Source organism: Rhodopirellula sp. J20-39, assembly GCF_057365095.1.
Genome location: NZ_CP195123.1, coordinates 396,601 through 418,981 on the forward strand (window position 1 = coordinate 396,601; position 22,381 = coordinate 418,981).

A 22,381-nucleotide genomic window follows, 5' to 3' on the forward strand; every position below is an offset into this window, starting at 1 on the left:
GACGCTTGGTCTGGCATTGTTGATGGGCTTTCATTGATTCTTGCCTGCTGATTTGCATATTGCCTCAGGGTTCCCCATTCCCTGTTTTTGAAGACACGGTTCCCTGACGATTTAGAAGTTCACCAATCTTATGAACACATTCCAATCAATCATTGAAAGTGTCGGAACGTACTTGCCACCCAAGGTCGTGACGACGGCTGAGATTCTGGAAGGTTGTGCGGTGCCGGTGCGGGTTCCTTTAGAACGATTGACCGGCATCCGATCGCGTCACTTCGCTGATGAAGAAGAATTTGCTACCGACCTGGCATCCAAGGCAATAGAAGACTGTTTGAAACACTCTCGTATCGGTCGTAACCAGTTCGACCTGCTAATCAGCGCGAACATCTCACGCTACGATGCACTCAATCGTGTCAGCTACGAACCTTCGACGGCGATTCGTTTGAAACAGTTGATGGGTTTTGATTCCGCGATTGCATTCGATATCTCCAATGCGTGCGCGAGCATGTGGACGGCGGTATTTGTCGCTGACGCATTCATTGCCTCGGGGGCCGTTCGTAATGCCTTAGTCGTTAGCGGCGAATACATTTCCCACCTGACGCGTACCGCACAGTTAGAAATTACAGGATACATGGATCCGCAACTCGCTTCGCTGACACTCGGTGATGCTGGGGTTGCGGTGGCGATGAGTGGATCGGACCGACGTGGGGAAGGATTCAGCGAACTCGATTTGTATACATTGGGTCGTTACAGCCGGCTTTGTGTCGCTAAGCCGAGTGACCAACCTCACGGTGGCGCGGTGATGCACACCGACGCGGTGAAGGTGACCGCCGCAATTGTTCCACACGCAGCCGCACATGCGGTTCACACGTTGCGTGAGTCAGGTCGACACGTTGATGACGTGCAACACATTATCCCACACCAAACATCGCGTATGACAATCCGTGGTGCGCTCGATGAGATCGCTAAGCAATTCGATACTGATTGTACGACGCAGATGATCGACAACTTAGAATTGCGTGGCAATACAGCTAGCACGACTCACTTTTTGGCGTACCGAGACCAAATCGACAACGGTCGCATTCGGACGGGGGATCAGATTTTGTTCGCGATCTCCGGTTCGGGACAAACGACGGGAACGGCAATCTATACGTGCAACGATCTTCCCGATCGCATTCGACAGGCAGCCGCCAATGAATCGACTGGAACAGTACCGGATCCGATAGCAAACGGTGCGGCCGAATCAGGTCCAACACTGGAGCTTGCGATGGCAGTGCCTTTCCGGTGTGAGTCGGTCGCGGTGGCGTATCCGAAGCCAGCGTCCAAGCCGGATACGTTGTCGATGTTGAAAACGGCTGCGGAGAGTTGTTTGAATCGGGGTGACGTGGATCGCTCTACAATTGAGTTAATCGTGTCCGTTGGAGTGTATCGAACTGAATTTTTGACCGAGCCCGCGTTGGCGGCATTGGTGGCCGGTGACTTGGATATCAATGCGGACCAGGCGGCTGAAGATCCGACGAAGACATTCGCATTCGACTTGTTAAATGGTTCGATGGGCTTTCTGAATGCCTGTCACCTGGTTTGCGAAATGGGACGGGCTGGCAAGATTGAGCGGGCGATGGTGGTCGCGTCGGAGGTTGAAAACAACACCGACATCGATGGTGAATCGCTGATCGGTGTGACCGAGATGGCATCCGCCGTGATTTTGTCAGAATCGGACGACGGCGAAACTGGTTTTCATGCGTTCCGTTTCGATCACTATCCTTCGGATCGAGATGATTATCGGGTGAACGCTAATACCCGAAACGATCGTGGACGGTGTTACATGGAAGTGGATATTGAGTCGGATTGGAAAGCCGGCTGCTTACCGCAAATTCAAGCGAGCGTAGAGCAGTTTTTGCAGTCTCAGTCGCTTTCGATTGACGACATCGATTGGCTGATTCCGCCGCAAAACGGAGATTCTTTTCCTATCGAGATAGCCGATCAATTGGGCATTGCCCATAACCGCGTGCTTGTCGGCGATTTGGTTGGCACGGATGCGTTTACTTCGTCGACGCCGCTGGCAATGTTAGCGGCACAGGATACAGGATCCGGCAAAGCGATTCCTTCGTCTGGCCAATGGGGCCTTGTCGTGAATGTCGCCTCGGGGCTTCAGGTCGGATGTGCGCTGTATCGTTTTTAAGCAAAAGCAGATACGCTGCTAAATGTCGGTGCGGGTATTCACACGCCGACCGCCCTACCCTAATCGCAGTTTAGAAATCGCGTTTGAGAAGTTATTTTGATGAACACTAACGCACCGGTCCTATTGTCGATCCAAGACGTTTGCAAAGACTACCCGGATGGGAATGTCCGAGCGCTCGATCATGTGAGCTTTGATATTCACAATGGTGAGTACGTTGCGATCATGGGGCCCAGCGGGAGTGGCAAGTCGACGCTTCTAAGTATTTTGGGCACGCTGGATCGTCCCACCTCGGGAACGATTTCGTTCGAAGGCAAGGTGATTGATCTGTCGACGGATTTGGACGCACTTCGTTCCCAGTCGATTGGATTTGTCTTTCAGTCATTCTATCTGTTGCCAACGTTGACGGCATTGGAGAACATCCAGGTTCCTATGTTCGGACGTGGAATGACCGGTGGACAGCGAATTGAAAAGGCAAAGTTGTTGATCGAAGCGGTTGGGATGAGCGAACGGTCCAAGCATTTGCCTAAGCAATTGTCTGTTGGCCAACGGCAACGCATCGCGATTGCCCGTTCACTTGCCAACGATCCGCGATTGTTGTTGGCCGACGAACCCACCGGAAATCTCGATACGGTCACCGCCGCTGGTATCTTGGACCTCTTTGCAAAGCTGCATGAAGAATTGAAGATGACCTTGGTCACCGTGACCCACAGTGAAGAAGTCGCCGAAGCGGCGCAGCGCATCCTTCGCGTCCGAGATGGTAAGATCGAATCGGACAGCACGCAGGTAGCCGGGGTTTGATCCACGGATGTTCGCGCGGAAACTTATCACGCTTGGCGACGAGCGGTGCCATGAGAAGCGTTTCAGCGAAGAAGGATTTCGCGAATGGTAATACTGAATACGCGGCGATGCTTGAGTGAACGGTCCAATTCGTAACCGTTGATTCAATCTAGTATACGAGTGATTCAGGCCATGATGACCGATTCGATATTGGCACAGCCCAAGCGATGGTTTCGGATCGAAGGAACGGTTTCTCGCCGAGACTACTTGCAACTCGGCTTTAGCCTGGGGATTGCGAAGTATCTCGTCGAAGTGACGGTGGTCGCCTACCTGACCCAGCGATTCTTTACACCGTTGGATTTTGTGAATCCATGGTTGAACTCTAAGGCCGATTTCTTGAACGACATGCCGGGTGCGGCGGTGGTGTGGCTCCTGTTCACTTTGCCGTTTGTTGCGATCGCGGTTTCGATGAGTATTCGCCGGGCGGTCGATGCGGGTTTGAGTCCCTGGCTGGGACTTGCGATGTTGGTTCCACTGGTAAATCTGGCCTTCATGTCGGCGCTGTCGTTGGTACCGACCTACGATCGGGAGCTTGAACGCGAGCAAGATTCATCGAGCGATGCCGTGGCGGCGGCGTTTGCACCGCCAGCGTTGCATGACGACGACGAGGCTGGTCTACAGCGGTTTGGCGATCTGGAAGATGCGTGGGCGGGTGCTTTCCTACGCGCGTTGGCTGCGGGTTGTGCGACGCAGGTGTTTACGGGATTGGTAAGCGTTTGGGTATTCCAAGAGTACGGTTTTATTCTATTTTTCACCGCTCCGGTGGTAGCGGGTGCAATCTCTGGAGCCGTTTTCAATCGCGGATATCGCCGACGCAAAAGAACCTTGTTAGGGCTGATTGCGTTAATGAACATCGTTTCGTTTGCCCTCATGTTGGCGGTCGGACTGGATGGAGCGATCTGTTTGTTGATGGCGTTCCCGTTGCTTTTCCCTCTTAGCTTTTTTGGTGGTCTGGTCGGACGCGGTATCGTTGGCATGTTCAAAGGCAGTGATGATCGTCGCGGGATGATTGGAGCCGCGGTGATGTTGCCGATGTGTTTGGTTTTGGAACCACTTGATAACGCGAGAGCGTTGCACCGTGTTGATACAACGGTTGTGATCAACGCCACCACGCCAGAGGTTTGGAAACAGGTGGTGGCGTTCCCTGAGATTACAGATCAACCGGCATGGTTTTTTCGTTTGGGGATCGCGGCACCCATTCGAGCACGGATTGAAGGTACCGGTGTGGGCGCTTGTCGCTATTGCGAGTTCACGACGGGTGCCTTCGTCGAGCCGATTACCACCTGGGAAGCACCTCACGATGGTGAGCAGGCTGGGTTGCTAGCTTTTGATGTGACATCGCAACCGTTGCCGATGGAAGAGTGGACTCCGTTTTCTGGTTTGCATCCGCCGCACTTGGACGATGGGTTTGTCAGTCGACGCGGCCAGTTTTTGTTGGAACCGATCGGCAACAACCAAACTCGTTTGACCGGGACCACGTGGTACGACATTGATGTGCGTCCGCGTTTGTACTGGAAAGCCTGGGCGGATCCGACGATCCACGCCATTCATCACCGAGTACTGGGGCACATTCAGAATGTTTGTGAAGCATCAATCGAAAGTGATTCGCGTCTTGGTCGCTGATGATCTCGCGCGAGGCCGCTGACGAATTGGTTTCCATCTAAAAAGTATCGAAGCGGGAGATCCGCGGCGTGGCTGATGCCAATGCGAGGTGTGGTGGTGATTTCGGAATCTTGGAATTGGAACCAGGATTCGATCTTCCAATTGGATGAGGCCAGTGGATTAACACCGTCACTGTCTCGTCGGATTCCCATCGCTTGGCAGAGTTTACCGGGGCCGGACGTGAGTTGACGCAGCGATTCGACCGACCTTCGCCGGTGCATGGTGTTGATACCGGTAACGGGCTGGATGGCACGAATGAGTACCGCGGATCCGGTGCCAGCCGGTTCGGTGACGATGTTCAGACAATGTTGGCCGTGCAGCGTGTAGACGTAGAGGTGTCCAGGCGGTCCGAACATGCTGCGGTTGCGTCGCGGTTGTCCACTCGCACTGATGGGACCGCCGTGGCTGTGACTGGCCGGGTCGTTATCGGATAGATAGGCTTCGGTTTCGACGATAATCCCACCTGTCCAGTTGGACGCTTTGGCAAGGTTCGATCGGTGTTGAATCAAACAACCGATGAGCTCTTTGGCTACGATCGCAGGATGTCGGTCGAAGAACGAAATGGTGAGTGGTGTGCGCATAAAAAACCTCATCGGCGAACCGATGAGGTGAGTTGAGAGTGCTAACGAGTGGGCGGCTTAGTTGGCTGCCATCGCGATCACAAAGGTCTCCATTTGGTCGATGACCGACTGGAGATACTCGCTGTCCGCTTCGCTCAGACGCGACAACGGTACCGTGCAAGTCTTGCCGTTGGATTTCAGTAGTTTGATGTGATCATCAGCGATCCGGATCAAACGTCCTTCGGTGCGGTAGAGTCCGGTGTTATCGACCCAGACACGCGACTCGGTTTGCTCCAGTGCATTGCTGGGTGCAGTGCGAGTGTCGGAGACGACTTGAACAACTGGTTCAGGGGTCGCGATTTCTTCGGGCGAAGTGGTTTTCGCTTGGCCAAACAGATCGTCCAAGTCCGATGAGGTATCGCTTTCGGCCGGTGGATCACCAAACAAATCGTCCAAGCCACTGTCGGTTGGTGCTTCGGGCATAGTAGGCGAATCAGCGGGTGGATCGCCGAATAGATCGTCCAAGCCATCGGCAGGAGCCTTTTCGGCTGGCGTGTCCATGGCAGGTGAATCGGCTGGTGAACCGAACAAATCATCTAATCCTGAGTCAGTAGCCGGTTCCGCTGGGGTTTCGGCTGGCATCGGTGATTCTTCTGGCATCGCGGGCGAGTCGCCACCGAACAGATCGTCGAGACCCGAGTCCGCTGCAGGAGCAGGTTCTTCGGCAGGAGCGGCAGGCTCACCAAACAAATCGTCCATCGATGCATCGGGTTCCGGTGCAGTTGGTTCTGGAGTTGCGGGTTCCGGGGTAGGCGCGGCTGGTTCAGGAGTCGCTGGTTCCGGCTCTGGCATGGCTGGCTCAGGTTCAGGCATCGCAGGCTCTGCTGCAGGCGCGGCGGGTTCGCCGAACAAGTCGTCCACTGATTCGGCTGGCTCGTCAGGAGCCGGGTCAGGAGTCGGCTTAGGTTCAGGCTGTGCAGGCTCAGGTTGCGTTGGCTCTGGTGGAGCATCGAATGGGCTTGGCTCGCCGGAGGTGCTCTCAGCGGCCGGTTCACTCGGTTCGGCGGCTGGTGCCTCGTTCATTTCGTCCGTTGGGGGCTTAGCAGCCGAGGTTTTTCCGGCTTCAGGCTCCAGCTCGGGCGAATCAACGATCTGGGTGTCTTCGATCGCTGGGACGTTCATCAACGGTGCTTCGTCCATCAATTCCAGGCTGCCAGGAACGGCACCATGGTGTTCTTGGACGATCACCGAACCATCAATGATCGTTTCGCCCAACATCGGTGCACTGCTGGCACCGCAGCAATCCGATTCGATGACCGGAATGGAGGATTCCATGGGGATGCTCATCGGAGCCGAATCGCAACAAACCGGCTGGGGGTCACAGCACGTAGTGGGCTGTGGGCATGCAGGTGGCTCGGGGCAGCATTGAGGCACTTCGCAGCAGCTAGCCGGTACTGGATCGCAGGCCGGCGGGGCGCCGCAACCGTGCATTCGCTTGATCAGCCAACCGGCTGAAGCGGGGCTAATACTGATAAAAGTGGCCAAGGTGACTACGAGAGTCCACTGCAGGGCTCGGCGAATTGAACGCTTCATCGTGATCTCAGGTGGGTTTGCAAAGGGCAAAGTGAAGGGCAGATTATTCGTTGATCGCAAGGCATACTAGTTATCGGGGGTCTCCCAAACAACCATTTTTTTCCGTTCCGTGGGGCAGGTTCGACTGAAAATGTGCCTGTTGACCCGGGACTTTGAATTGTAGCGATTGCGAGGATTCGTCTCGTCATTGCGGTGGATTTCGGTCAAACTGGGTGTCGACCTCGTTTTCTCACTCACTTGTCGCCTTCTGGGGCACTTGCCACCAATGCTGCGGATCGTCCAAAGCCTGTTTGCCTCGATGAGCCTGGAACGCAAATGTTTGCTGTTCTTTGGCTCTGCGTTGGTGGTTTTGATGTGTGGTTCGTTTTGTGTGGTTTTGTTGCTGGCGGATCGTTTCGTCAGTATGACCACGCAGCAACAAGCGCGGGACGCTGCGGCGACGGAGATGATGTTGTTGCACGCGGACGCAATTTACAACGAATATGTTTCACCGGATCGGATGGAGATCCAGGACCAGAAAATTCAAGCGTTGCGATCTCAGCTTCTTAGCGAAGACATTCAGTTCGACATTTTGGGTTTGGAAGACCCACAGCCTTTCGACAACCTCGCCGCCCCTCGCCCACCAGAATCGGATGCCGAGCGACAAATTTTAGAAGAGCTGGAACCCCTATTCCGGGCGCGTTTGGCAAATCGACTGCGCGAAGATCAGCCTGCGATCGGCCCAGGCGGTGCCTCCTCGACAGGTGCGGCGCCCGCCGGATCGTCACCGTCCGGCTTGGCTCAAAGAGTGAATCTTGCCGATGATGCGGCGATGAGCCGAATCGGTCCTGGCAATCGCCCTTTGTTCAAAGCACTCGGACCGGTGCGAGGTCGTTATACGTATTACGAGCCTGTCTTCATCACTCAGGATTGCATTGCCTGTCATACTCCGACGGGAACCACAATCGCATTGTCAGCGGACGTGGATCCTAAAACTCGTGCTGCGGAATTGCCGTACCGGGTGAAGCGGGTCAGCATGCCTGACGAAAAGATTTTGAACGACACGACTCAGATTCGCGCGACGGTGGTGGCGATGGCGATGTTGATCGTGGCAGTGACTTTGTTTGTGTTGCATGCGATCGTTCGATACCTCGTGCTGCAACCATTATTGCACCTGCGAGACGTCAGTGATGCGATTACCCATGGAGATACGAATCAACGCGCCTTCATCGATACGGAGGATGAGTTTCGAGAGTTAGCGGATGCGTTTAACCGGATGTTGCGCCACCTGACCGAAACCCAGACCCAGCTTCAAAGTGTCAACCGAGAACTCGATGCTCGGGTCGATCAGTTCGCCCAGTTGAACTTGCAACTCTATGAAGCAAACCGATTGAAGACCGACTTCTTGGCCAACATGTCGCACGAATTGCGAACTCCTTTAAATAGCATCATTGGGTTCTCGGAAGTCCTGACCGGCATTGATTCACTTAACGACAAGCAGCGTCGCTATGCCAACAACATCCAAAAGAGTGGACGGTTGTTGTTGGAAATGATCAATGACATCCTTGACCTCGCGAAAGTCGAGGCGGGTAAAATGGAAGTTCGTCGCAGCGAGTTCAAACTGTCCAGGCTGATCAGCGCTCAATGCGATATGATTCAGTCGCTGTCTGAGGACAAGAACATTTCGCTTTCGGTTGAGGTGTCCGATGACCTGCCCGTCGCTTATCAGGATCCCAATAAGCTTGGCCAGATTATCAATAACCTGCTTAGCAATGCGATCAAATTCACGCCCGAAGGCGGTATGATTACGGTGAAGGTCCGCGACATTCAGGGAACGCAATTTCGGTTGTCGGTGACAGATACCGGTGTCGGAATCGCGGACGAAGACCAGCCCATCATTTTCCAGAAATTTCGCCAAAGCAAAAAAGTGTTGGATGGCGATGGCTTAACTCGGGAGTTCGCCGGAACCGGTTTGGGGCTGTCGATCGTGAAAGAACTTGCCATTTTGCTGGGCGGCGAAGTGGATTTCGAAAGTGAGCTGGGACGCGGTAGCACCTTTTGGGTTACGCTTCCGTACCGACTAACGGACATGGCGATCGACGATTCCCCCTCAACCTTGTCCCATCCTTCTATTGGTTTTACCGACCAAAATTCGCCCGCGCTGTCGTAGGGAAGTGAAACATCCAATGACACCTTTAACAGGCATAACCTCATGAGCGACTACGGTGTTTTCGGTGACGAATACTACGTGAATATGAATCTGTCCACGGAAATGGAATTGCCCCAAGGCCGTGAGTCAGTGCTGCACTATTTCGAACAGGTTCGACGTCGCTATCCGACGATGTCGAACTTCTATTGTCGAGAGAAAGACGAGTTCGTTTTAGAAGAAGAGAAGGACGGCGGATCCTACCGCTGGATTTCCACCGAGCCGAAACGGCTTAATAGTGGTTTGGTGAACCCAGATAGTTTTCAGGACGCGTGCGAACAACACCGAGCCATCTTGGAGCTGGTACCGTACGAGTTGTCGATTAGCCCGCTGGATTGTGAATCACTAAGCGTGATGCTCGGTTTCGATTTTTCTTGCAAAGGCAATCATAACGAGATCCTTCATGAAGCGATTGGCGTAGCACCCGGTCTGGAGAAGTTCGTCAATTTGCCTTACGGCAAAATGCTCTCGAACGAACCCGCGATCCAATTTTCCATTGATGACGACTGCCGCACGCAGTGCCGGATTAGTTTTGAAACGAGAACGACGGCGTTTCAAGTGCGGTCGGGTGAGTACACCGAAGAGCCATTGAGTGTGTACTTGATGGTTCGTCGTTATGACTCTTTGGGTGTCGACGAAGACTACGCGTCGGAGTTTGATCGGCTCGCGAAACTGTGTAATGAGTTAGTTGACCAGTATCTGGTCGATTCCGTGTTGCGGCCGCTTCAGACCGCCATTGCGATCCGCTAGGACACTACGCGGAGGCCAGCAGACCGCAGCCAGTGGAGTGCAAGTTTAATGGGCGGCTGAATCGATTTCTGTTGTCGTGAAATCGTGTAGTGTACCCACGCGAGGGGGTTTGGAAGGATTCTGGCGACAGAATTCAGGCTGAACAAAGCAGAGAGGGAATGCTTTCCGTGGAGAGATAGGTAGTATATGAGGTCTTGATGTCTCGTTCCGAATGCAGGATCCCATGTCACGCTCCCGGCTATTCCAGCTCTCGCTTTTCTTCTGTGTGTCACTGTCGTGGGCAATCACGCAGTCGTCGGTTGTTCGCGGGCAATCGTATGAGGTGTCGTCTTCACCGGGGCATTCTCTGGGGCAATTCGATTCCTATGTCGCACACGACCTTTATGAGCCGCTTCCGGATTCTAAGACGGTTGATGTAGGTAACTGGCTGGCGGAACTAAAGCGGATCGAAGAGCAGTTGGATCCCAAGCAGCTGCCTGATTTGCCAAGTGCAGAACAATTGTTGCTGGACTCGATCGCGGAGACGGAGGCGTATTTTCAACGATCTGCTAGTCCCGAAAACTATGCCGCTTGGATGCGGTATCTCAATCTTGATCCATTGAAGACGGCGGTGGCCGAACAGGATTCCATTGCCACACGTGGCCGTGCCGCGGTTGCACTACGGTCGCAAATGAGAGGAGTCGAGCGTGGTCTTGAATTGTCGGTGATGCGTCGATTGCGGGTAACGCTCGATCAATACATCACCGCTCTGCGTTACTCGGACCCTAAGCGTGGTCTTCAGTTGGTTCAGCGACAGTTGGATGGACTGCAGGATCTATTAGCTCCGGAGTCAAAGGACGGCAATCCAAGTCCTACTTGGAAAGACTGGGATACAGAAAAACTCGCGAAGGTTGAGACGCTATTGGAAGGCTTGGCGAATGTGGGACAAGCGAGCCAATTGTTGGCTGATGTTCGTTCTCGATTCAGCCAGCCCAATTTGTATGCATGGGTCGATGGTTCGGTTGTTACTCAGGGGATAGCTCGCCCAGTTAGTAATCCCAACGATGTCAATGATTGCATCTTGGGAACACGATTGCTTGGACATGCTCAGGTCGATGGGAACGTGACAGGGCAACTTTTACCGCAAGAGGGTTATGTTCGATTGCTGCTACGGATGGATGGACAGTTCACGACCTCAACACGTGGTTTTCGAAAACCGATCACATTGGATTCGACCGCAGCAGGTCCGGTCTATGCCGCTCGACAAATAGCGATTACTGAAAAAGGCATTGTTTTGGGACAAACGATCGCCACCGCAGATCTTTCGTCTCGAATTCGTCGGATCAACCATCCTTTGAAGATCGTGCGAAAGATCGCGATGCGTAAAGCTCAGGAGTCCAAACCGGAAGCGGAACGCATTTCACGTAGCCGGCTTCAACAACGTGTCTTGAACGGGTTCGACGAAGAAACCGCAGAGGCGGCAACGCGAGACTTTCCGGATGTGGATGCGATCATGCGACCATGGTTGCAGCGTTTGGACTTCCCGCCGTTAACGCGAACGATTGGTTCGACTGAGCAAGCCGTCTTTGTGCGAGCTAAGATGCAACGTCCACTCGGCTTCTCGACATCCACGACACCACCTGCGTTGGCTGGGCTGTTTTCGTCGGTATCGGGCGGAGTGGTACCCGGTACCTATTCAGCAACGGTGCAAATTCATCAGTCGTTAATTGATACAACGTTAGGCAAGTTGCTTGCCGGTGAAACCTACACAAGGCAGAGAATTGATCGAATTGCTGCAGTGCTCGGAGTCGATCTCGGCGAGAGGCCTAGCGACCAGGATCCTTTTGAGATCGACTTCGCTAACTTTCGACCGATCTATGTCGAAGCCGATGGCCAAGCGTTGAAATTGGGAATTCGGGGAACACGGTTTTCCCAAGGTGAGCGAGAGCTCAAGCGACCTATCGACGTATCAGCAACCTATCGCCCGGTCATTGGTCCCGACCAAACGATGTGGCTGGTGCGAGATCCAGATGTGGTTTTATCCTTTTCCGGGTCACGTCGTTTAACGATCTCGCAAACTGCGATCAAAGCCAATATCGAAGAGAGCTTCGATCGTCTGTTCCCCCAGGAACTTTTGCATCGTGAGTTACAGATCCCCACAACAGTCGCCATGCCGGCGTTAGCTGGGAAGCGAGTCGAGATCAAGGCGATCGATCTAACCAATGGCTGGATCTCAATCGCAGTTCGCTAAAAGAAAAACAGCAGACTCGCCTAAACGAGCCTGCTGTCGGATTCAGATTAAGTTGAATTCGAATCGACTAGTTGAACAGTTCGCGAATACCGTAATTGAAGAACGCGACCATGCGGAAGTTGAGTGCTTCTTCGCGTGGCTTGTATCGCAGGATCAGCGTGTCACCGGGTTGAACGAGAATCTTCTCACCCGGGCTGTTGTACGCCTTTTTCAGGTCGACCGCGATGGTGAACTCTTGACCGCATGGGCCTTTACGCATGACGTAAAGCTGTGTTGGTGTGGCGCCACCGAAGCCGCCACCTAGGAGTGCACCTGCTGCACCACCGCCACCGCCTTGTTGAGTCGTGCCGCCGAGTCCAGTTCCGGCGACGGACATGGCACCGATGACATCGAGATCGTAGTCACGTGGTAGTGGGTACTGTCCACCAGGAAGCAATCCGCCCGTGTAGAACATTTTGGTGTCACGAGTTGATTACGGGTTAGATACCGTATCGAAGTAGGTTCTCGCCGCACGATGGAATGCGAGACCTTGCCATTCAGCGGCTCGCTCGGCAGGGATCAGTTCGGTGATCAGTGGTTCTTGATAGAGCGATGTTAAAGTCGCTTCAATCAATGAGTCAGGGGCATCATGGCGGGTGACCAGGAAGGCCGTCGTGCCTACGGTCTCGATTCCAGTTTCGGGCAGATTGGCAGCGGGATAAGTTGACGGCGAGAGCGTCATTGGCCGTAAGGTTGGATGCTGAAGCGAAATCGAAACGCTGCCCGTAAGAGAAATGAGGTCCCAAGCCTGATCGGCAAGTAAGCTACGCACCAGATCGCTTCCCTCGCCTACACAAACAATAGCCACCGAAGGCAGCAGAGAAACATCTTCGTCGCCCGATGACGCTTCACTCAACTCGGACCAATTTAAAGAGACTCGTGGACAGGCATCTTCATCGAGCCGCAGCGAGTTCAAAACCAACTCCGCGGCCCGTCGGGATCCACTGCCTTCCGGACCAACCGCGATTGAATGACCCTTCATATCATTAACCGAAGTCACTGGACCGCCATGGCGAGTCAACAAGTGCACCGCTTCGTAGAACAACGGCGCGACAACTGCTAGTTCTTCGCCGCCAACTGCGGAAGCTTGCAGAGGGGCGAGGTGAACTTGCCCTGTGAGTAATCGTTCTCGATTGTCCCAGGTCCCACCGGTTGAATCGACTTGGCAATCAACATTGGTCAGTTTTGTAATCCGTTTGCCGATTCGCTCAGTGACCGAGGTGTACAGACCGCCTGGTAACCCGCCTGCGATCCGGATCGTGCGGGGCATTGCGGATGCCGATCGATGCTGCAACCACGCTCCGCTCAATAGTCCAAAGGGAATCAGGAACAGCATGACGATCATCGCGGTTTGTAATCGCCGCTGACTGATCGGTGCATCCGCAGCATGCCGTCCTGCTAGAGCGGCCACTACGGGGATCTGTTTGGACCACTGAATCGATCGACCGATGGGGCCCATCGAACGGGCTGCGATGGGGTCGCCGCCGAGGTATCGATCTAGGTCGTCGGCTAAAGCGGAAGCGGAGCTATAACGCCGCTTCGGTTCTTTTTGTAAGCATTTTTCGACGATTGCACTCAAGTCCGCGTCCACTTCCGGGCGGACCGAGCGAAGGGTCGGAGCGGGATGGTGAGCGACCTTCATCAGCGTTTGCATGATCGTATCGCCAACTAACGGCGGACGTCCCGACGCAGCGGCAAACAAGACTGCGCCCAGCGAATAGATGTCGGTTGCGGCGGTGGCATGTTCACTGTTGCCAACGGCTTGCTCGGGAGCCATGTAGTGTGGCGTTCCCACGGCTTCGCCGGTTCCGGTCAGGCTGCTATCGGCGTCAACATGTTTGGCGAGTCCGAAGTCGGTAACGTGCACTTGGTCATGAGCGTCGATCAACACGTTTCCGGGCTTCAGGTCCCGGTGAAGCACGCCACGGCTATGTGCATGATGAATCGCACGGGCAACATCACGTACGATTTCAGCGGAACGTCGAGGTGATAGAGGCCCGGACTTAAGAGCCTTGTGTAGGTCCTGGCCTTCGATGTACTGCATCGAAAAGAAGTGGTGTCCGGCTCGGCGGCCGAATTGATGGACCGCGACAATGTTCGGGTGACGCAGTCGTGCGGCTGCCTTCGCTTCGGTGTAGAACCGCTTGACCTCTTCTTTGCCAGCCAAAATACCGCTGCGGATCATTTTGACCGCGACCAGTCGTTCCAAATCCCGTTGCTTGGCAAGATAGACGACACCCATGCCGCCTACACCGAGAACCTTTAACAACGTGTAATCTTCCATTTCAAATGGAAGCGAAGGGCCGGTATCCCCCGACGGTCGGTTTGCGACGGGTAATGTGGCATGAGGATCCATCTCGGAAAAGTCGCCAGCCGATTCATTGGACCCCATTTCGTTCAACGCAATCGTGTCGAACCCGCCCGGTGGCGTTTCCCTTGCGGAAGCTCCCAGCGGTGTGGGATCGAAGGGTGATGAGCCGTCAGACAATTGCCCCGTCGATGCGTTTCGGGTTGCCGTGAAGTTGCCGATCAGATCGGCTGCTTCCATCAGTTCCCTGAGTTGTCCCGAAATGCTCGGGAACTGTTTCAGAAAGTCTTCTCGAGATTCGAGTTCACCGGTATCGCAAGCACTCAGGTAAAGTGCAAAGGCGTGATCGAGTTCGGAGTCTAACTCCGCTTCGGGGTTGTTGTTGGGCTCTTGGTTAGCAAAGGAATCGCCAACGGGATCTTTGGGTTGCTCGCTCACGGAGAACACCATGGGTTGCTGTCAGTATCCAAAAGAGCACGCATCTTCTTAAGCCCACGCTTCAATAGGCCGGCGACGGCGGTTTCGCTTTTGCCCATCCGCTCAACAATTTCCTTCAGCGGTAAGCCTTCCATGTACCGCAAGCGAATCGCCTCGGCCTGTGTTTCTGGCAATTCGTGCAACGCGTTCATCATCGCCAACACCGCTTCTTCGCGAACTGCAATCCCGCTGGGGCTGGTCTTTCCGCCGGGTAGCTGCGCGATCCAGTTTTGGCGTGACGAAGCATCCCCCTCGCCGCCGCCGGCATGCACCTCCTTCTTTGTGCTCCGCTTTTGGGTCATCACGTGGTGCGAGAGTGCTGAGGCGACGTTGTTCTTCAACATGCCTCGAAGCCAACCGGCAAATTCCGCCGGTGTTTCCCCACGAAACGCATGCAGGTCTCGTTTCGCTTCCAGGAACGTCACCTGGACCACATCGGCCGGGTCAATTCTCCGCCGGAGCTGTTCGGATAAAAAACGATGGGCCAGCATGAGCAGATAGCCCCGGTATCGCAGCAACAAAAAACCGAGAGCTTCGTTATCACCTCCTTTAGAGGCGACAACCAAAGCCGTCGTTGAGCTGGAATGGCCACAATCAGATTGCACGGAGATCTAGCAGCGAAAGGAGGTCGGTATTCTTCCAAACCTGGAAGTTGCCTCATCATACCAAAAGAGTTGCTCAATCGGCGCAGACAGAAGGTGAGAACTCGGCTTGGTTTTCGGTGCATCCGGCTAGGGGCCAAACCAGTCGAGTCCGCTTTTGGGGACGCAAAATTTTAAACTGCGACCAGTGAGCGCACGAAAAAACCCTTCGCCGGGTCCGACTTCCGGCGAAGGGTTGACAAGCCCTAAACTCTAATCGACTTCGAGTGACTAAGCACTCTTGGTCGTTGGCATTTGGAATAGCTGACGCGATCCCGAAACGATTGTTTCGTCGATCGAGTAAACGCGGCCATCCTCTTGATCGGGAAGGTCGTACATGATGTCCAGCATCACTTCTTCCATGATCCCGCGAAGTCCACGAGCACCGACGCCCTTGCTGATTGCCTTTTCGGCGATGGCATCAAGTGCACCGTCGGTGAAGTTCAATTCGCAATTTTCCATCGCAAACAACGCTTTGTACTGCTTGACGAGCGAGTTCTTCGGCTCGGTAAGCACTTGAATCAAACCGTCTTTGTCCAGTGGTTGCAGGTAGGTCACCACAGGCATCCGACCAACCAACTCAGGAATCAAACCGAACTTCAGGATGTCTTCGGTTTGCAGTTGGGCCAGCAGATCCGACTGACTTTGGTCGTTTCGCATCGACGAACCTTCGCCGAATCCGAGGGTACGGTGACCCAAGCGGCGGCGGATGATTTCTTCGATACCGACGAACGTTCCGCCACAGATGAACAAGATGTTACTTGTGTCCATCTGGATGTACTGTTGCTCTGGGTGCTTCCGTCCGCCTTGTGGAGGAACGTTGGCAACGGTGCCTTCCAGCATCTTCAACAAGCTCTGCTGGACACCTTCGCCGGACACGTCGCGGGTAATCGAAACGTTTCCGTTGGTGCGGCCGATCTTGTCGACTTCGTCGATGTAAAGGATTCCGCGTTGAGCTGCTTCAACATCGAAGTCGGCTGCATGCAGAAGCTTCAGCAACAGATTCTCGACGTCTTCACCGACATAGCCGGCTTCGGTCAATGTGGTTGCATCACCAATAGCGAAAGGCACATTCAGCATGCGAGCTAGCGAACGAGCGAGCAGAGTTTTACCGCTACCGGTTGGACCGGCGAGCAGAATGTTGCTCTTTTCAATTTCGACTTCGCCGTTGCCTTCAAAGCCACTACTAAGTCGTTTGTAGTGATTGTGGACAGCCACAGCCAGCACACGCTTGGCGGGCACTTGGCCAATCACATAGTTGTCGAGGTGTTCAACGATTGTCCGCGGTGCGGGGATATCACTGAACAACGACTTCGAAGGACCACGTCGTTTTTGTTCTTGATCCAAAATGGACTGACAAAGATCGATGCACTCAGCACAGATATAAACGTCACCGGGACCTTCGACCAACGGGCCGACATCACGATAACTCTTGCGGCAAAAACTACAGAATGCATTCTTCTTAGTCGCCGCGCCGCCGCGGCGAGAGTTCGAAGATTCCTTAGTGGGCATACACGACTCCTTACTTATAGAAGTCCCTATCACTTGATTCCAGCAATTGGTGATCAACGACTCTCATGAACTTCGTCGACCGGTCGGAAGGGAGATCCGATCGGCGATTTTGTTCGCGTTGACTACCGATTGTCTGGTTCCATGTAACAGGAACTCGACACATCGAACGGTTCAGGCCACGACTCGAATGCTTTCCAGTGGAATCATCGCGGGGGCAGTCCTACAAGACTGACTCCGCGATGGCTTCTGCCGGAGGAACATCCTTGTCCTCAAAGCTCGAGCCACTCGTGGTTTGGTAATGGTTTAGGGCGTTGTCGGTGATGGGTATGCCCGATTGCAAATTCCCGATTTCTCAAGAACTCTCAATCATCTACTTGGGAGGGCGAACCACCGACTGGATTGGTCACGACGTCGTGCTCGGATTTGTGTCAGAGTCTTCACCGCTGACCGGGCTCACTGACTCGCTGGCGTTCGTGTCCGATTTGCTCGGGCTTGAAACGTTGGAGTGAGTGTTTTGGGTCTTGGTGGAAACGGACGACACGAGTTGAGCACGGGCCGATGCTTGTATTGTTCGGAATTCCTCTTCGCTAATGTCACCTTTGCGAAGCATTTCTTCCAGGTTTGATAGCCCCTCAAGCGGTCCCGGCTGGGCCTGACTGTTGTAGTCGCGCAATCTTCCCAACAGCCAAAATGCGATAGCAATCACGACGACTAGGATCGTTAAGGCAAGTCCAAGCTGCATTGCCGGAGTTGCAAACAAATTAGTCATAATCGATTACAGGCTGTCATCGGAAGGTTGGCGGCGATCCAGTGGCACGCAACCCAGGTTGAGGATATGAGTCTTTGAGGAGCAATCGTGTGCTCCGATCCGCCACAGGCCAGGCTCGTCGGGGCACATGTCCATGATAGGCGTGTCGAGGAGACTCGGTCCACCAATTTTTCTCCGCAAATCAGGGACTTTCCTGTTTCACGCTGATTCCGATTCGCCTGCTTTCCAGCGGCTTGGACCCGCTAAAGCCGCTCGGATCGTCTCCGGAACGCCTTCCGGCCGCTGAAATGCCTGCCGCGAGTACGCCGAGAACACGAAATTCCCAGCGTTTGAGCGTTAGGAACGATTTCGCTAAGGAAGGTTGATCCGCCAGACCGCCTCGTACCAGCGGCTACTTAGAGCATATGGATCAGGGCATATGGATTGAGGTGTGGGGACAGCCGAGACATTGTGAATCGTTGTGGCGGGTAGAATCCGTGGTTTGGTAAAACGACGCCGCAACCGGTCCGATGAGGCGGGCTCTGGTCGGTCATGTCACCCCTCGTTTAGGATCTCCGCTTCCTGATCTTTGAGGCGGCTTGATGAGTTGGCGGTTTCTGGTTTGACGGAGATGGCTTCCCATCTGGCGGGGTAACCCGTGTTTGATGAGGTTCGGTTCCTCATTTGTTGTTCTCCCTAATCAATCACAACCTGAATCGGCCATGTCCAACCCACCTCCCGCTCCCGTCGATCGCCTTTCTCATTCGGCGTTCGTCGGTTTCCTGGCGACGCAGTTTTTTGGGGCATTTAACGACAATCTGTTCAAGCAACTGATGTTGTTGTTGGCAATTCCCACCGCAGCGGTCGCGATCAACGGGGTGGCTGAGTCCGCCAAGGTTGGTGAATCTGTTAGTGTCGCAGTGGAGCAGACCCAAGGTTCCGTAAAAACGCCGCAGGCCAACCCGGCTGATATCGGTTCAGATCAACCGGGGACACCGGAATCGCCACCCGAGAAAGGTGCGGACCTGCAGGGACTGGCCACGATTGTGTTCGGCATCCCCTTTGTCATCTTTGGCGGCCTGGCAGGATATCTGGCGGACCGGTTGAGCAAGCGAACGATTATCGTGTTCAGTAAGTTGGCCGAGATTGTGGTCATGGCGTTAGGGTTGTTCGCGTTCTTGGCAACGCCTTGGATTGGGTTCACCGGATTGTGGATCGTGCTGTTCTTGATGGGATTGCAGAGCACGTTTTTTGGCCCGGGGAAGTACGGGATTTTGCCAGAAATGCTGCCGCGGGCTGAACTCAATCGCGCCAACGGACTCGTGTTGATGACCACCTTTGTGGCAATCATCATCGGGACGGCGGTCGCTGGACCGCTGAAGGACGCCATCGTTCCGGCAGATGTGCCTCAATTGGAAGCGGCCTCGGGATTATGGATCGGATCATTGGTCTGTGTCGGGATCGCGATCGTCGGCACCCTGACGAGTCTATGGATTGTCCGTTTGCCCGCCGCCGAGCCGACATTGAAGCTGAAGGCCGAAAACGTGGCTGTCCCGCGAGAAGTTCGTTCGCTGCTGAAGCGAGATCGGCCACTCTTGTTCGCGTTGTTGGCGTCGTGCGTGTTTTGGTTGATCGCGGGACTGACCATCCAGGCGGTCAACTCGTTAGGCAAAGTCCAGCTTGGACTGACGGATACTTGGACCAGTCTGATGGTCTCCTTGATCAGTGTTGGAATCGCGATCGGAGGTTTCATCGCCGGTCAGCTTAGTCGCAAGGCCTCGGACAACATGGTGGTCCAAATTGGAATGTGGGGCACCGTAGGGTTGTGTGTTCTGATGTCGATCACGTTGCCGGCACCCGAAGGTGCTGTCGGTGGTGGGCACTTACTGGGGTATTGGGGAAGTGTCCCGGTTCTAATGCTGTTGGGCGCGTCGGCGGCGTTTTTCGCGATTCCTATTCAGGTTTTCTTGCAGGCAAGACCTCCCGAAGAGCTGAAGGGACGAATGATTGCGGTGATGAATCAGGCTAATTTCTTCGCGATTGTGTTATCCGGGGCGGTCTATTTTGGCTTGGACCGTTTGATCGTAGCGGGCGGGTGGCCCCGAAGCTCGGTCTTTGCAGCGATGGCGATTCTCTTTTTGCCGGTAGCGATCTTCTATCGACTTGATCCTGCCCAAGAGTCACAGCTAGCGACTTCCGAACTGTCGTAGCGGACTTCAGCGCGTTCCGCTGCTGGTTATTAGTGTCATCGCAGTAATCTGTGATCATGTAGTTCAGCTTGCGCACTAGTGGGTGTCCGGTACGGAAGCGCAAGCAACTTCGCCACTAGGCTGCGATGCCTCAATCACAGGCAAATCGTGCGAATGATTTAGGCATGCTCGCTGTCGAAAATCCCGATCGCTACAAACGGAAAATAAAAACAAAAACTTAAGTTGTTTGCCTGTAGCTGTTTACGGAATCTTTTCAGAAGCCGTTTTTGACTTTGGCACTGCTCATGCTAAGTGGGTCCCTTCGAAACAGCTTGCTTCCAAAAGAGTCAGCAGACCACTCACGAGCGATTACGGATGGCCCGGGCAGGAGTTGGACGTTGAAACGAAGGAAGCACGTTGTGAGTTGACCGGATGTGTTTAGGTAGGTCGTCGCGTCACAGAGCGAGGCCGCACAGATCGGCACTACAACCGTCTTTTGAGAAGGACTTACTCAATGCTTCGAAGTTTAATGGCCCCTATTGGGCAAACGCCAGGATTCACGTGGACGCGGTTCCGCTCGTCTTGGCTAGTGATGGCTCTCCTTGTGGGGATGATGGGGATCGGTGCATCACTCGCGTCGGTAGCTTCGGCTCAGGAAGAGCCCGATGTTGCGGCGGAGTCCGTTGAGGTCGCCGACGCGGGTGCTGTAGCCGAGGTAGTCGAGGAAGAGCCAGCCGACTTGGGTGTTGGCTACGCGTTGGATAACGCGGTGCTGTTCCTCTGTGCTGTCCTCGTCTTGTTTATGCAGGCCGGATTCGCGATGGTTGAGGTTGGTCTCAACAGCGCGAAGAACACGGTCAACATTCTTGCTAAGAACATCATGGACCTTTCCGTAGGGGCCCTGTTGTTCTTCTTCATCGGCTTCGGCTTGATGTATCCGACCTCTTACATGAGCGAAGACGACGCTGCTTCGGTTAGCAAGTATTTCGCCTTCGGTGGTTCAGGAATTTACACCTCGGATGACCCCGGTCGTACTTTCTCGCCACAAGCTGACTGGTTCTTCCAGGCTGTGTTCGCTGCGACTGCCGCAACGATTGTTTCCGGTGCTGTCGCCGGTCGTATGAAGTTCAACGCATACTTGATCTATAGTGCTCTTTTGACCGGTTTGATCTATCCAATCAGCGGTTACTGGAAGTGGGGCGGCGGCTGGCTCGCTGACTTGGGCTTCCAAGACTTTGCTGGTTCCGCAGTGGTTCATGCTGTGGGTGGTTTCGCTGGTCTAGCTGGTGCGATTTTCCTCGGCCCTCGTTTGGGACGATACACCGCCGATGGCAAGAGCGTGCCGCTTCCTGGTCACAACGTCGCTTTCGCTGCACTGGGTGTGTTCATCCTGTGGGTGGGGTGGTACGGATTCAACCCAGGTAGCCAATTGGCTTTCCAAGGCACTGGGGACATCGACGCAACTGTCATGATCGCTGTTAACACCACACTTGCTGCTGCAGCAGGTGCCTTCATCGCAACCTTCGTCGGTTGGGGACTGTTCGGTAAGCCAGATTTGACCATGAGCCTGAACGGTGCACTGGGCGGTTTGGTCGGAATCACAGCCTGCTGTGACGCTTTCAGCAACTCGATGTCGATCGTTGTCGGTGGTATCGCCGGTGCGTTGGTCGTGATGAGCATCGTTGTCCTAGACAAGCTTAAGATTGACGATCCAGTGGGTGCTTTCCCTGTCCACGGAGTGTGTGGAGTTTGGGGCTGCATGGCGATGGGAATCTTCCCGAACACGCACTATGGCATGTTCGAAGGATTCGTTCCTCAAGCAATCGGCACCGCTTCGATCTGTGCTTGGGCATTCGTCACCATGTCGATTGTCTTCGCCGCACTCAAGGCTGTCGGAATGCTGCGAGTCAGTGCTGAAGAAGAACAAGCCGGATTGGATATCAGCGAGCACGGAATGCACGCTTATCCTTCCGACGCGATCACCGGCGGTTCAATCGCCTGATCGCCCAATGGCACGGTCGAGTCAGCTCCGGCTGACTTGATCTAACAAGCTACCCAACGCGGCTTCGCCATCGGACGTCCGTTACACGTCCGGTGGCGTTGCAGCCGCGAGGTAAGAATTCGCCCGCCCATTGCGGGCAACGATCTTCTCGGCTCTTGCCTGGGCCAGAAGAAGGCCCCAATGGCCCGTGTTGAGTGTCCGCCTCACTCCTCGCGGGTCGGGGTTTTATTTAAAAAAATCCCGGCGACGCCGAATCTGGCGACGACCCGACCGCATCTTTGTAATGGTGGTGGTATCGGGTATTCTGCCCAGTCGAAACGGGAGGCGGCCACCTCTTGATTGACACTCGGAACGGATCGTAACTCGATCCGAGCAACGTGTGACCGAATCCTCAACGATGAAGTCCCCGAGCGTGCAACGGTCGCTTCCGAAGTTTTTCCAGGCGAGCCATTTGAGCGGAATTGCGATT

General features: G+C 54.4%; 15 protein-coding genes. 8 read left to right on the forward strand and 7 right to left on the reverse strand.

Annotation, left to right across the window (positions count from 1 at the left end; genetic code table 11):
• Positions 1–130: 130 nt before the first annotated feature.
• The 3 genes from ACR3ZL_RS01300 (at position 131) to ACR3ZL_RS01310 (ending at position 4,639) form a co-directional block, all read left to right on the forward strand.
• Positions 131–2,179 (forward strand): 3-oxoacyl-[acyl-carrier-protein] synthase III C-terminal domain-containing protein, encoded by a 2,049-nt coding sequence (locus ACR3ZL_RS01300; protein ID WP_473649688.1) that lies wholly within the window; start codon positions 131–133, stop codon positions 2,177–2,179.
• Positions 2,180–2,278: 99 nt separating this feature from the next.
• On the forward strand, positions 2,279–2,977 hold the full coding sequence (locus ACR3ZL_RS01305; protein WP_473649686.1) for an ABC transporter ATP-binding protein: 699 nt from the start codon (positions 2,279–2,281) through the stop codon (positions 2,975–2,977).
• A gap of 171 nt (positions 2,978–3,148) precedes the next feature.
• Positions 3,149–4,639: a DUF805 domain-containing protein gene (locus ACR3ZL_RS01310; protein WP_473649685.1), complete on the forward strand. Its 1,491-nt coding sequence runs from the start codon at positions 3,149–3,151 to the stop codon at positions 4,637–4,639.
• Here the strand turns inward: ACR3ZL_RS01310 and ACR3ZL_RS01315 are convergent.
• Together ACR3ZL_RS01315 and ACR3ZL_RS01320 are read right to left on the reverse strand one after the other, a co-directional pair.
• A complete protein-coding gene (locus tag ACR3ZL_RS01315; RefSeq protein WP_486173155.1) occupies positions 4,588–5,271 on the reverse strand; it encodes a DNA-3-methyladenine glycosylase in 684 nt (227 codons plus the stop codon). The two genes, ACR3ZL_RS01310 and ACR3ZL_RS01315, sit on opposite strands and share 52 nt — an antisense overlap.
• Before the next feature lie 45 nt (positions 5,272–5,316).
• A complete protein-coding gene (locus ACR3ZL_RS01320) occupies positions 5,317–6,585 on the reverse strand; it encodes an SHD1 domain-containing protein (RefSeq protein ID WP_486173156.1) in 1,269 nt (422 codons plus the stop codon).
• Positions 6,586–7,096: 511 nt separating this feature from the next.
• On the opposite strand from ACR3ZL_RS01320, the gene ACR3ZL_RS01325 reads away from it, so the two are divergent.
• The 3 genes from ACR3ZL_RS01325 to ACR3ZL_RS01335 all read left to right on the forward strand — a co-directional run bounded on the left by ACR3ZL_RS01325 (position 7,097) and on the right by ACR3ZL_RS01335 (position 11,996).
• Complete coding sequence (locus ACR3ZL_RS01325; protein ID WP_473649682.1) at positions 7,097–8,980, forward strand: sensor histidine kinase; 1,884 nt, start codon at positions 7,097–7,099, stop codon at positions 8,978–8,980.
• A gap of 42 nt (positions 8,981–9,022) precedes the next feature.
• Positions 9,023–9,766: a hypothetical protein gene (locus tag ACR3ZL_RS01330; RefSeq protein WP_473649681.1), complete on the forward strand. Its 744-nt coding sequence runs from the start codon at positions 9,023–9,025 to the stop codon at positions 9,764–9,766.
• A gap of 223 nt (positions 9,767–9,989) precedes the next feature.
• Complete coding sequence (locus tag ACR3ZL_RS01335) at positions 9,990–11,996, forward strand: hypothetical protein (RefSeq protein WP_473649680.1); 2,007 nt, start codon at positions 9,990–9,992, stop codon at positions 11,994–11,996.
• A 67-nt stretch (positions 11,997–12,063) separates the two neighbouring features.
• Here the strand turns inward: ACR3ZL_RS01335 and ACR3ZL_RS01340 are convergent, their stop codons facing one another.
• The 5 genes from ACR3ZL_RS01340 to ACR3ZL_RS01360 form a co-directional block, all read right to left on the reverse strand.
• Positions 12,064–12,450, reverse strand: coding sequence for a hypothetical protein (locus ACR3ZL_RS01340; RefSeq protein WP_473649679.1), 387 nt, complete (start codon positions 12,448–12,450; stop codon positions 12,064–12,066).
• A gap of 18 nt (positions 12,451–12,468) precedes the next feature.
• Complete coding sequence (locus ACR3ZL_RS01345) at positions 12,469–14,781, reverse strand: serine/threonine-protein kinase (RefSeq protein ID WP_473649678.1); 2,313 nt, start codon at positions 14,779–14,781, stop codon at positions 12,469–12,471.
• A complete protein-coding gene (locus ACR3ZL_RS01350) occupies positions 14,778–15,425 on the reverse strand; it encodes a sigma-70 family RNA polymerase sigma factor (RefSeq protein WP_473649677.1) in 648 nt (215 codons plus the stop codon). The genes ACR3ZL_RS01345 and ACR3ZL_RS01350 overlap by 4 nt, the downstream gene beginning before the upstream one ends.
• 267 nt (positions 15,426–15,692) lie before the next feature.
• A complete protein-coding gene (gene clpX, locus ACR3ZL_RS01355; RefSeq protein ID WP_473649676.1) occupies positions 15,693–16,973 on the reverse strand; it encodes an ATP-dependent Clp protease ATP-binding subunit ClpX in 1,281 nt (426 codons plus the stop codon).
• A 403-nt stretch (positions 16,974–17,376) separates the two neighbouring features.
• Entirely contained in the window at positions 17,377–17,742 is a 366-nt protein-coding gene (locus ACR3ZL_RS01360) for an SHOCT domain-containing protein (protein ID WP_473649675.1), read from the reverse strand.
• A 644-nt stretch (positions 17,743–18,386) separates the two neighbouring features.
• Between ACR3ZL_RS01360 and ACR3ZL_RS01365 the strand changes: the two genes are divergently transcribed.
• Complete coding sequence (locus tag ACR3ZL_RS01365; RefSeq protein ID WP_473649674.1) at positions 18,387–19,931, forward strand: MFS transporter; 1,545 nt, start codon at positions 18,387–18,389, stop codon at positions 19,929–19,931.
• Positions 19,932–20,520: 589 nt separating this feature from the next.
• A complete protein-coding gene (locus ACR3ZL_RS01370) occupies positions 20,521–21,912 on the forward strand; it encodes an ammonium transporter (protein WP_473653435.1) in 1,392 nt (463 codons plus the stop codon).
• Positions 21,913–22,381 lie beyond the last annotated feature (469 nt).